The organism is Paraburkholderia sp. A1RI_3L, assembly GCF_048957895.1.
GTDB classification, from domain to species: Bacteria; Pseudomonadota; Gammaproteobacteria; order Burkholderiales; family Burkholderiaceae; genus Paraburkholderia; species Paraburkholderia kururiensis.
This window is the reverse complement of record NZ_JARCHA010000001.1, coordinates 1-11,687: the sequence shown is the minus strand read 5'-3', so window position 1 is coordinate 11,687 and position 11,687 is coordinate 1. Positions and strand designations below refer to the sequence as shown.

Annotated in this window: 12 protein-coding genes; 5 read left to right on the top strand and 7 right to left on the bottom strand. The window is 63.6% G+C overall.

Annotated elements, in window-relative coordinates; all coding sequences use genetic code 11:
- The first annotated feature begins 71 nt into the window (after positions 1-71).
- The 3 genes from argJ to PXJ20_RS00050 are packed head-to-tail and all read left to right on the top strand — an operon-like array spanning position 72 to position 2,629.
- Positions 72-1,313 (top strand): bifunctional glutamate N-acetyltransferase/amino-acid acetyltransferase ArgJ, encoded by a 1,242-nt coding sequence (gene argJ, locus PXJ20_RS00060; RefSeq protein ID WP_421029892.1) that lies wholly within the window; start codon positions 72-74, stop codon positions 1,311-1,313.
- A 15-nt stretch (positions 1,314-1,328) separates the two neighbouring features.
- A complete protein-coding gene (locus PXJ20_RS00055; RefSeq protein ID WP_199543782.1) occupies positions 1,329-2,198 on the top strand; it encodes an ATP-binding protein in 870 nt (289 codons plus the stop codon).
- The gene (locus tag PXJ20_RS00050) at positions 2,195-2,629 is read left to right on the top strand and encodes an NUDIX domain-containing protein (protein ID WP_017777112.1); all 435 of its coding nucleotides are present in this window, start codon (positions 2,195-2,197) and stop codon (positions 2,627-2,629) included. Before PXJ20_RS00055 ends, PXJ20_RS00050 begins: the two co-directional genes overlap by 4 nt.
- Positions 2,630-2,700: 71 nt before the next feature.
- On the opposite strand, the gene yacG is transcribed toward PXJ20_RS00050, so the two are convergent.
- The 7 genes from yacG to PXJ20_RS00015 form a co-directional block, all read right to left on the bottom strand.
- On the bottom strand, positions 2,701-2,901 hold the full coding sequence (gene yacG, locus PXJ20_RS00045; protein ID WP_199543786.1) for a DNA gyrase inhibitor YacG: 201 nt from the start codon (positions 2,899-2,901) through the stop codon (positions 2,701-2,703).
- A 104-nt stretch (positions 2,902-3,005) separates the two neighbouring features.
- The gene (gene zapD, locus PXJ20_RS00040) at positions 3,006-3,761 is read right to left on the bottom strand and encodes a cell division protein ZapD (protein WP_017777111.1); all 756 of its coding nucleotides are present in this window, start codon (positions 3,759-3,761) and stop codon (positions 3,006-3,008) included.
- 227 nt (positions 3,762-3,988) lie between these two features.
- On the bottom strand, positions 3,989-4,615 hold the full coding sequence (gene coaE / locus PXJ20_RS00035) for a dephospho-CoA kinase (protein WP_421029891.1): 627 nt from the start codon (positions 4,613-4,615) through the stop codon (positions 3,989-3,991).
- Between the two features lie 36 nt (positions 4,616-4,651).
- Positions 4,652-5,587 (bottom strand): prepilin peptidase, encoded by a 936-nt coding sequence (locus tag PXJ20_RS00030; RefSeq protein ID WP_421029890.1) that lies wholly within the window; start codon positions 5,585-5,587, stop codon positions 4,652-4,654.
- A 28-nt stretch (positions 5,588-5,615) separates the two neighbouring features.
- Positions 5,616-6,842 carry a type II secretion system F family protein gene (locus tag PXJ20_RS00025; protein WP_421029889.1) on the bottom strand — a complete coding sequence of 409 codons (1,227 nt, stop codon included), beginning with the start codon at positions 6,840-6,842 and terminating at the stop codon, positions 5,616-5,618.
- Positions 6,839-8,062 carry a GspE/PulE family protein gene (locus tag PXJ20_RS00020; RefSeq protein WP_421030950.1) on the bottom strand — a complete coding sequence of 408 codons (1,224 nt, stop codon included), beginning with the start codon at positions 8,060-8,062 and terminating at the stop codon, positions 6,839-6,841. Before PXJ20_RS00020 ends, PXJ20_RS00025 begins: the two co-directional genes overlap by 4 nt.
- 247 nt (positions 8,063-8,309) lie before the next feature.
- Positions 8,310-9,635 (bottom strand): HlyC/CorC family transporter, encoded by a 1,326-nt coding sequence (locus PXJ20_RS00015; RefSeq protein ID WP_421030949.1) that lies wholly within the window; start codon positions 9,633-9,635, stop codon positions 8,310-8,312.
- A gap of 480 nt (positions 9,636-10,115) precedes the next feature.
- Here PXJ20_RS00015 and PXJ20_RS00010 point away from each other — a divergent pair, with 480 nt between their 5' ends.
- Together PXJ20_RS00010 and PXJ20_RS00005 are read left to right on the top strand one after the other, a co-directional pair.
- Complete coding sequence (locus PXJ20_RS00010) at positions 10,116-10,508, top strand: helix-turn-helix transcriptional regulator (protein ID WP_421029888.1); 393 nt, start codon at positions 10,116-10,118, stop codon at positions 10,506-10,508.
- 577 nt (positions 10,509-11,085) lie between these two features.
- Positions 11,086-11,687: DEAD/DEAH box helicase (locus PXJ20_RS00005; protein WP_421057402.1), on the top strand; the 602-nt coding region annotated here is incomplete at its 3' end.

The window sequence follows — 11,687 nt, the reverse complement described above, 5'->3', positions numbered from 1 at the left end:
TTTTGACCCTACGATGCCGGCTCACCCGCCACGCTTTGCCGCCGGCATTGCCTCTCCGACAGGTCGCCACCATGGCTGTCAATTTCCCCTCGATCGATCCCGCACAACTTCATCCTGTCTCCGGCGTGACGCTCGGCTGGGCTGAGGCCAACATCCGCAAACCGAACCGCAAGGATGTGCTGGTGATTTCCGTCGAAGAAGGTGCCACGGTTGCGGGCGTGTTTACGTCGAACCGCTTTTGCGCCGCACCCGTGACGGTGTGCCGGGAACATCTCGCACGTGTGCGAGAGGGCGGCAGCGGCATTCGCGCGCTCGTGGTGAACACGGGCAACGCCAATGCAGGGACCGGAGAGCCTGGCCTCGCGGTCGCACGCGAAACCTGCGCCGAACTCGCGCGTCTCGCGGGCATTGCGCCGGAGCAGGTGCTGCCGTTCTCGACGGGCGTGATTCTGGAGCCGCTGCCCATCGACCGCCTGAAGGCCGGCCTGCCGCAGGCGCTCGCCAACCGCGGTCCGGCGCACTGGTACGACGCGGCGCAGGCCATCATGACCACGGACACGCTGCCGAAGGCGGCCTCGCGCCAGGTCACCATCGACGGCCATACCGTGACGCTTTCTGGCATCAGCAAGGGCGCCGGCATGATCAAGCCGAACATGGCGACCATGCTGGGCTTCCTCGCCTTCGACGCCGCCGTGGCGCAGCCGGTGCTCGACGCACTCGTGAAGCACGCGGCGGACCGCTCGTTCAACTGCATCACGATCGACGGCGATACTTCCACCAACGATTCGTTCATTCTGATCGCGACCGGCAAGTCGAGCCTGCCTGCGATCACGTCGACCGAATCGCCCGCGTACGTAGCACTGCGCGACGCCGTGACGGAAATGGCGCAGGCGCTGGCGCAGCTGATCGTGCGCGACGGCGAAGGCGCGACGAAGTTCATCACGGTCCAGGTGGAAGAGGGCGCGAACGTGGGCGAGTGCCGCCAGGTCGCCTATGCGATCGGCCATTCGCCGCTCGTGAAAACGGCGTTCTATGCGTCGGACCCGAACCTCGGCCGCATTCTTGCCGCCATCGGTTATGCCGGCATCGCGGATCTCGACGTCGGAAAGGTCGAGGTCTATCTGGACGACGTGCTCGTTGCGTGCGCTGGCGGCCGCAATCCCGACTACCGCGAAGAAGACGGCCAGCGCGTCATGAAGAAGAGCGAGATCGCGGTGCGCGTGCGGCTAGGCCGCGGCGACGCGCAGGCCACCATCTGGACCTGCGACCTGTCGCACGACTACGTCAGCATCAACGCCGACTATCGTTCCTGATCCCGCACATTTGCCATGGACAAGCTCGAACAGTTTCTGACCCGCGCCGAGGCTCTGCTCGGCCGCCTGGAGGCGGTGCTGCCGCCGCTCGCACCGGAAGTGGACTGGAACGCCGCAGTGGCGTTCCGTTGGCGCAAACGCCAGGGGCGCGGCGTCCTGCAGCCCGTCACGGCCATTTCCACCATCGCGCTCGACGATCTTCAGAACATCGACCGCCAGAAGGAACTGATCGAGCAGAACACGCGCCAGTTCGTCCACAGGCGGCCCGCCAACAATGTGCTGCTGACGGGCGCGCGCGGCACCGGCAAGTCGTCGCTGATCAAGGCCTGCCTGAACGCACATGCGAAGGACGGCCTGCGCCTGATCGAGGTCGACAAGGACGACCTGCATGATCTGGGCGATATCGTCGATCTGATTTCGCAGCGGCCCGAGCGCTTCATCGTGTTCTGCGACGACCTCTCGTTCGAGGAAGGCGAGTCGGGCTACAAGGCGCTCAAGGTCGCGCTGGATGGGTCGGTTGCCGCGCAATCGGACAACGTGCTGATCTATGCGACGTCGAACCGGCGCCATCTGCTGCCTGAGTACATGAGCGACAACGAGACGTACCGGCATATGCCGGACGGCGAGATCCATCCGGGCGAAGTGGTCGAGGAAAAGATTTCGCTGTCGGAGCGCTTCGGACTCTGGGTCAGCTTCTATCCGTTCAAGCAGGACGACTACCTCGCCATCGTCGGGCACTGGCTGCGGCATTTCGGCTGCGACGACGCCGAAATCGAGGCGGCGCGCGGCGACGCGCTCGTCTGGGCGCTTGAACGTGGTTCGCGCTCGGGTCGGGTGGCGTGGCAGTTCGCCCGCGACTGGTCCGGCAGGAAGGCGTCGGTATGACGGGCGCGGCGAGTGGGGCAGCAGCGGCGGGCGCCGGCGCGCAACGGCCTGTGACCGAAGTCGCGGTCGGTGTGCTCGTGAAGCCGGACGGACGGTACCTGCTGGCGCAGCGGCCGGCGGGCAAGCCGTACGAGGGCTACTGGGAATTTCCGGGCGGCAAGCTGGAAGCCGGTGAATCGGTGGAGGCCGCGCTCGCGAGAGAGCTTCACGAAGAACTCGGCATCGAGGTGACGGCCTCTCACCTGTGGCACACGCTCGAACACGACTATCCGCATGCTTACGTGCGGCTGTACTTCTGCAAGGTCACTGAATGGGAAGGCGAGCCCCACGGGCGTGAAGGCCAGGCGTTCGTCTGGCAGACACTGCCGGCGGACGTGTCGCCGCTCTTGCCGGCGACGATTCCCGTGCTGGAGTGGCTTGCGGCGGAGTGAGGTGATTCAGTCAGTGCGTGGTGGGTGGCTGCACGCGCTTCCGGCTTCTGGCGGACGCCTGCCACACGCGCTTACTGCGGCCGTGTATCGATGGGTGGCGCGTCGTCCGGCGGCGTCTCTTCTTCGTTGCCGCCGATCCGGTACTTTTCCGCTGCCCACGCCCCCAGATCGATCTGCTTGCAGCGCTCCGAGCAAAACGGGCGGTAACGGTTTTCAGGTACCCAGCGGACTTCCTTTCCGCAAGTCGGGCATTTGACGACAGTGGCAGTCATTCGGCTAGACGTTCGATTGTGCTGAGGGGCTGTACACGATGCGCGTCGGGCATCTTCCTGATCGCAGCGTTCCGTTCATCCGGTGGGTGAGGCCACCGGGTAGCTTAGAGGCTACACAACGTCAGCTGAAACGGCACGTCGACATCGACGGCGCGTGGACGCAAGTCGCCGTCCTGCACCATGAAGCGCACCCACAGCATGTACTTGTTCGCGCTTGCTTCCGGAATGACGCGCAATTCCGGTGCCACGCGCACTTGCATCAACTGATACGAGCGGCCCGACAGCATTTGCTGGTAGCTTCCCTGCATTGCCATTACCTTCGACGCTTGGCCCGACTCGCGTGCGAGCCGTAGCACGATGGCGGCCGCATCGCGCAGCGGCAACAGCGGCGTGACCCACTTTGCGATGTCCTGACGCCGCTGATCCGGGTGCGACTGCTGCCAGGCGTAGTACGACGGAAGATCGAATTTGCAGGTGCCGCCAGGAATGATGGTGCGGCTGCGGATGCTTGCGAGCCACTCGTTGTCTGCAAGATGCTGGCCAGTTTTGCCTTGCATCTGGCCGAGTCCTGCGAGCGTTTGTTCGATCTCGCCGAGCACAGCCTCAAGCGCGTTCTGTTCGATGCCGGGGTTGCCGCGGAATGGTGCCAGCGTCTGGCGCTGACGCTCGAGTTCCTTCATCAGATCCGACTTCAGATCGGCGCGGCCCGCAACTTCCGATATCTCGAACAGCGTCGTGAGCGCAACGTGATGCTCCCGTGCATCTTCCTGAGTGAGGAAGAACGTGAAGCGCTCGAACAGATCCTCGAGGCGCAACAGCGTGCGGATTCGCTCGTTGAAGGGATACTCGTAAAGAATCAAGCGCGCTCGCCTCGGCGTGGTCGGTGACAGGATTGCAGGACATTCTAATGCCGTGAGACTACCGTCGCAATCGCGCACTTTCATGGCGAGGCACCTGCCGCGGCGCCGTGACGCGCCCCGGAAAGGATGCGTTGATCGCGCTGCGTGGGGGCTGGCCCTTCGTTCACCGTATTGTCATGGACTGCGTCTTTCCTGCACGCGCCCAACTTGGCTTCGCCCGCACGCTTCTACGGCTGGTGTGGTTTGCGCACTTGCTCGCTCGCGAGGGCAAGATACCGGCGATGGAGCGTCTCGACCTGAGCAGTCAGGGCATCGATCGACGAGCCATCGTTCACGACGACGTCGTCCGCGGCAGTGAGTCGGGCTTCGCGGGAAGCCTGACGGGCGATGATTGCAAGCACCTGTTCCCGCGTGAATCCGTTTCGCTTCATGACCCGTTCGATCTGCGTTTCGACGGCGCAGTCGACGACGAGAACGCGATCCACCCGTGTTTTCCAGTCTCCCGACTCCACGAGCAAAGGAACGACGACGATTACGTACGGTCCGTGCGCTTCGCGTCGTTCGCGATCCGCCTCGGCGCGAATGAGAGGATGCGTGATGGCTTCGAGCCGCTTGCGCGCGGAGTCGTCCGAGAAGACGAGCGAACGCATGCGTGCCCGGTCCAGCGACCCATCCGCCGCCGCGAAGGAGGGGCCAAACTCCGCGACGATAGGTGGCATGGCGAGACCACCTGGCGCTGTGATGCGATGGGCGATGAAGTCTGTATCGACCACAGGAACGCCGCGTGCCGCGAACAGATCCGCAACGGTTGACTTGCCGCTTCCGATCCCTCCGGTGAGCCCAACGGAGAACATGAAACACGCTCCCAAATACGAAGTTAGAACGCGAAGTTAAAACGGCGTGAAATAAAACGGTGTGCCGAGAAACAGGGTAGCGAGCCCTCCGGCTGCGAGAAAAGGACCGAACGGCAGCGGCTCTTCGAAACGCATACGGCCTGTCCACGTTGCGATGAGTCCGACCACTGCGCCCGCAACAGCGGCAATCACGACGATCTGCGGCAACGCGGTCCACCCGAGCCACGCGCCGAGCGCCGACAGCAGCTTGAAGTCGCCATAGCCCATTCCCTCCACGCCACGCACCAGCCGGAACAGCCAGTAGACGCACCAGAGTGCGAGATAGCCCGCAATGGCACCGATCACGGCGTCGTGCAGGCTCACGAACGTACTGCTCAGGTTGACGATGAGGCCGGCCCACAGCAGCGGCAACGTCATCGAGTCGGGCAACAACTGGTGGTCGAGGTCGATGGCGCTGACCGCTAGCAGCGTAGCGCACAGGCCGAAGGCGACCAGCGCCTTGCCGGTAGGACCAAATGCGGCGAGGGCGGCCACTGCGCACAGCGCACTCGCGAGTTCGATGAGCGGGTAGCGCACGCTCACACGTGTCTTGCAGTTCGAACAGCGTCCACGCAGCAGTAGCCAGCTGAGTACCGGGATGTTTTCCCATGCGTGCAGCACGTGGCCGCAGTGCGGGCACGCGCTGCGCGGCAGCCACAGGTTGTAGCGCGGCGGCAGGCCATCTTCAGGAAAGAGCTGACCGGTTGCATCGGTTACTTCGGCACGCCACGCCCGGTCCAGCATGATGGGCAGACGATGCACGACGACGTTGAGAAAGCTGCCGATCACGAGCCCGATGACGATCGCGAAGCCGAACTGCACGCTCTGCGGCAATGCGCCGAAAGCGAGCGCAAGTGCGCTGGGCGGATGCCCCGCGACACCGGTCAAGCCGCTTCGCGCGGTATCGGACAGGAACGGAAAGAAAGCAGACATGGACGGATGACGGAATCTGGCAGCGATGCTACACCACGTTGCCGAGTTGAATGATGGGAAGATACATGGCGATCACGAGCCCACCTACGAGCGCCCCAAGCACGACGATAACGAGCGGCTCGCAGAGGCTCGATAGTGTGGCGATCTTTTCGTCGACCTGACGATCGGCGAGTGCGGCGACATCGAGCAGCATGGCATCCAGCGCCCCCGATTCCTCCGCAACCGCAACGGGCTGCACTACGTCGGAAGGGAAGCACTGCGCCGCACGCATGGCGGCCGCGAGCCGTTCGCCACGAGCCAGGCGGCTCGCGATGCCGGCGCTTGCCTGGTCGAAGAACGCATTCCCGCTTGCGCGCGAGAGCGAGGCGAAGGCGTCGGCAAGCGGTGTGCCGGCCGCGAGAAGCGTTCCGAGCGCGCGGCTCCAGCGAGCGGCGCAGAGGGTTTTCAGAAGCGGGCCGGCAATCGGGATGCCGAGCACGAATCGCCCGAACCGCACGCGTGCCGTGTCGGAACGCCTCAAGAGCCAGCGCAGTGTGAAGGAGCAGCCGACAACGAGCGCCGCCAACGGACCGCTCCAGCGCGCTGCGGCGTTCGAGAGCGCGAGTACCGTTCGGGTCGGAGCAGGCAAGGCGGCGCCAAAGCCATCGAAGATCTGTTTGAAAGTGGGGACCACCCATATGAGCAGTGCCGCCGTGATCGCCACGGCGAACAGCAGGACGGCAACGGGATAAGTCAGCGCAGAGCGCACCTTGGCGCGTTGCGCGGCGGCGCGCTCGCGGTCGTCTGCGATTCGTGCGAGCACGGCCGGCAACGCGCCGGAGGCTTCTCCGACTGCGACCAGTTGGCAGTAGAGCGGACCGAACTGCGCCGGATGCCGGCCGAGCGCCGCAGAAAAGCCGATGCCCGCGGCAATGTCGCGTGAAAGTGCCGCCGCGATGCGCGGCATGCCGCGCGGACCTTCCGCCTGCGCGAGCAGATTCAGCGCGGGCGCGAGCGGCAGCCCGGCGCGCAAGAGGCTGGCGAGTTGACGCGTGAACAACGAAACGTCGGAGTGGGCCGCTTTGGGTCTCGGCGCGGTGCCGCGCATCACAAGTTCGAGTGCGAATACGTTGTCTCGTTTGAGCACTTCGCGCGCCTGAGCGGCATTTGGCGCGACAAGCGAGCCGCGCCGCGGTGCCCCGGAGGCGTCTATGCCACGCCACGCAAAGCGCAGTTCGCGGACGACAGCGTTCGCCTCGGCTCGTTCGGCGCTCATGCCACCTCCGTGGCGGAGAGCGCTTCGTCGAGACTCGTGGTGCCGTCGCAGACTCGCGCGAGCGCGGCTTCGCGCAGGCTTGCCACGTGTTCGGCGCGAGCCTGCCTCGCGATTTCGTGGCTCCCCGCGCGTTGAACGATGAGTTCGCGCGTGACGTCTGAGACCGGCATCACCTCGTGCACGCCGATTCGCCCGCGATAGCCGATGCCGTGGCAGTCGGCGCACCCGCAGGGCGAGTAGGGCAAGCAGTCGTCGGCACGGTCACCGGCCACCGCTCGCCACGCCCCCAAATCTTTTGCCGGCATACGACACCCAGCACACAGCCGCCGCACGAGCCGCTGCGCAGTCACCATGCGCAACGCCGCCGCAAGGTTATAGGGCGCCACGCCGATGTCGATCATGCGGGCGATGGCGGCTGGTGCGTCGTTCGTATGCAGCGTCGAGAGGACGAGATGGCCTGTCTGGGCAGCCTTCACCGCGACGTCGGCTGTTTCCTCGTCGCGGATTTCGCCGACCATGATGACGTCGGGATCCTGGCGCAGAAATGCGCGCAGGGCGACCGCGAACGTGAGCCCCGCCTTCTCCCGAACGCTAACCTGGTTGATGCCGGCAAGCTGAATTTCGGCGGGGTCTTCCACCGAGCACACGTTGCGCGATTCCGTGTTGAGCATCTGCAGGAAGCAGTACAGGGAGAGCGTCTTGCCGCTGCCAGTCGGACCGGTCACGAGCACAAGGCCGTGCGGGGCGCGGATCGCGGTTTCCACGGTATGCTGCTGTGCCTGACCGAGTCCGAGTGCCGCGAGCGAGAGATCGGCAGGAAGCGCATCGAGGCGTCGCAGCACAAGCTTTTCGCCAAACAGCGTGGGCAACGAGTTGACGCGATAGTCTTCGTTGCGCTCACCTGTGAGCGCAAGACGCAGCCGCCCGTCCTGCGGCACGCGCCGTTCGGCGATATCCATTCGTGCGAGCACTTTCACCCGCGTAACGAACGCATCGCGCAAATGGGCAGGCGGTCGCGCGAGTTCGTGAAGCACGCCGTCGACGCGCAGCCTCAAACGCCAGCCGTGTTCGAAGGGCTCGATGTGCACGTCGGACGCGTTGCGTTGCGCAGCTTGTTCGAGCGTATCGGCGAGCAGCCGGACGGCGGGCGTGTTGTCCGTGTCGCGGAGCGCGGGCGGCGTATCGGCAGGGCGAGCCCGAGTTGGCGAGCTTGCTGGGATGGCGCCGGCTGCGGTTCGAGCGCTCGCGGTGCCGCCGGTCACACTGCCAGGAAGGGGAGCCGGGACCAAATGGCCTTCCTGCGGCGAGGTCGGCCCGTATGGCCGCGAACGCTCCGATTGGGCGTGCTGCGTTTGCGAGGTAAAAGGGGACGTCGAAGGAGACATCGAAAACCGGCGCTGTGCCGCCTGCGAAAGATGATGGTTCATCATCGGTCACGGACGGTTCGACCGGCATTCGTCCGGATGGCTAACGCTGCGATGCCTGCATGGTCTTGCTGCCTTTCGTGCCGCCTTTCATGCGGCCTTTTGCGCCGGGCCTGAACAGCTTCACGGTGCGGATAGCCTGATCGTCGCTTCGCATCACCTCCAGCTTCACGTCGCCGATCTGCACGCAGACGTCTCCGTCCGGAATTTCCTCGAGAATTTCGAGGATCAGACCGTTGAGCGTCTTGGGTCCGTCGGTTGGCAACGAAATCTGCAACCAGCGATTCAGCTCGCGCAGCGGCATGGCGCCCGACACAATGCATTCGCCTTCCTCGTTCCATCCGCCGCGCGCTGCGCCGCTGCGGGGCATGGACGTGGTGAACTCGCCGATCAGTTCCTCGATGATGTCTTCCGGCGTGACGAGCCCCTGAAGTTCGCCGTACTCGTTGACGACGAGCGCCGTGCGCTGCCGCGATTCCTGGAAGTACTGGAGCTGCTGGAACACGGGCGTGCCGGTCGGTACGAAATAGGGCTCCGCGAGCAGTTCACGCAGCGTTTCGCGCTCCAGTTCCTGGTTGTGCAGCGCCGCCAGCGTTTTGCGCACGTGAAGAATGCCCAATACACGGTCGATGTCGCCCTGGTAGACGACCAGCTTGTTGTGGTAGCAGGTTTCGAGCTGGTGAAGGATGTCCTCGAGCGGTGCTTCGAAATCGAGCGCCTCCATCCGGCGGCGCGGGATCATGACATCGTCGACAGTGATGTTTTCCAGATCGAAGAGGTTCAGCAGGATGCTGCGGTGCTTGGTAGGCATGAAGCTGCCGGATTCGAGCACGATGGTGCGCAGCTCTTCGGTGGACAGGCGCTGCTCGCGCGCGCCTTTGGTGTTGATGTGCAGCAGCCTGAGCAGGCTGTTGGCGAAGAGGTTCACGAGCCAGACCACCGGTTTTGTGATCCGCATCAACGGGGCGATGAGCAGACTTGCCGGCAACGCGATCTTCTCGGGATAGGTGGCGCCGACAATTTTCGGCGTGATTTCGGCAAACACGATGATGAGGAACGCGACGATGCCGGTCGCGATGGAGAGCACCACGTTGTCATGGCCGAACGTATGCAGCGCGATCGACGTGGTGAGCACCGGAATGATGGTGTTGAACAGATTGTTGCCGATCAGGATGACCGAGAGCAGCAGGTCAGTACGGGCGAGCAGCCCTTGCGTGACCTTTGCACCGAGGACGCCCCGGCTTGCCAGATGTTTGAGGCGATGACGGTTGATGGCCATCATCGCCGTCTCGGAGATGGAGAAGAAGCTGGAGCAGATGAGCAGCAGGAAAACCGCGCCTATCTGCGCCCATAAGGGGAGTTGTTCCACGCGTCGAGAGGGAAGAGGAAATAGGGATGGGAAAACTATATCAGAGGGGGATGACGCTTCCAGCCTGGCCGGATGGCCAGACTGTTGTGCTATCCGGAAATCGCGCGCGAAAAAAAACCGCGCAACGGTGCGCGGTTTTTCAGTAATTCTGGTCGGGGTGAGAGGATTCGAACCTCCGGCCTCTACGTCCCGAACGCCGTCCACGGGGTCACGTGGTCGGAACAGCCTATCGCATGGTTCCTTTTTAATCAATGAGTTATGCCTTGATTCGCGCAACTGCGCGCAACTGCGCGCAACTTCAACCGGGCCCGGAGTGGCGCAGAAATGGCGCAGAAATCGGCGCGTTCGGGACGAAGCAGGTGTCGACGAAAAAGGGCGACAACAGCTGTGTGACTCGGGCAATCGGCTCGGTTCGCCGGTCACGTCGTCAGGATAAAACCGGTCGCAACACGGTGGATTACGTTTCTCTCACGAGCCACCATGTCGACGACTCCGTTCACCCCCATCACGAAGGAAAACGCTGCCCACATCCTGTCTGTTTCCGTGCGCACCGTTGACCACTACGTGCAGGATGGCCGCATGCCTGCACCGGTCCACCTCGGCCGCCGGGCGTACTGGCACCCGGACGTGTTCTACGGCTGGCTGCACCAGGCGCTCGGGATTCCGTGCGCTAGAACGGATGTAGCCGAACAGAATGCGCCAGCGGCCACAACACAGCCGGCAGAGGCCGCCATCCGCACCGTCTTACCGCGTCCTGCGGCGACCGTCTCACGGAAGCCCCAGAAATCGGGACAGACCTCGGCTGGCCGGTCGCTGCTGACAACACGCGTGCAGGAACGGGACTCCGCACTGCTTGCCGCGCTGAACAGTTGAATCGGGGCACGCCAATTATCCCGGCTCGCCAGCGAGCCTACCGGGTGGCCGAGCGTAAGGTCATCTGCACCGGCAAATTTCGACCGGGACACCCTTCGTCAGAATGTATCGAAGGCGATGAAGAGCGCGAGGATGGGCGCGCCCGCCGGTTTGCCCGCGCGACGCATCATGCGTATTCGGCCCGCACGTATCTCGTTGATTCCAAAAGGTTGGCCGTGTGAATCGGAAAAACGCGTTTTACACGGCCAAATTATCTTTGTCACATCGGTGACATGGAGTTTGAGCCTACATGAAAAGGCTCATCGGCTGTCGGCGGGGTGGCGTTATCCGATATTGTTCACATGCGCATTCTGTCCCTTGAATAGCTGCTCGGCGAAGTGCATCGCCACCATGCAGCAGTGGTGCGTACGGGGTCATGTCGGTTGTCACGCATGCTCGTTCCGAGCGCTTTCCTGCACCTCGCATACTGGTTTTGTCGGTAGAATCCGCAAAATAGAATGAAATAAACTGGTGCTAGGCCTTTCCCAGAGCGCGATGCCGCTGAGGCTCGGCCCACCGCATTGGGGAAAGGCCTCATATGGACGTCTTCGAGTTCCGCCAAAAACTCGTTTCCGACTACGCAAGCTTCACGCGCAGCTTTACCCGCATCCGCGCCTCTGACATCCAGGCGTTTGTTGACGAAGCCTACGAATCCGGGCGTTACTGGCCCGCACCGCTCGTCCAGGTCAACCCGAACTTCAAGACCGGGCACACCGTCGAAACGCTGGTAAAGGCGGGGGGGCTTCATGCCGAGTGCGCGCGCATTTTCCGCGCCGGCAAATCGGCCTCGAGTCCGGGCGTCTCGCTGACCCTATTCAAGCATCAGGAGGAAGCCATTGGCTTCGCCCAGAGTGGCAAAAGCTACGTTCTGACAACCGGCACGGGGTCGGGCAAGTCACTTGCCTACTTCATTCCAATTGTCGATGGCATCCTGAAAGCGAAGGCGTCGGAAAGCGCGCCGCGCACGCGCGCCATCATCATCTATCCGATGAACGCGCTTGCCAACAGCCAACTGGAAGAGCTCGGCAAGTTCCTGGCCGACTATGGTGGCCACTCCCCCGTGACTTTTGGACGCTACACGGGCCAAGAAAACGACGAGGAACGGCAGCGGCTGGCCTCGAACCCGCCGGACATCCTGCT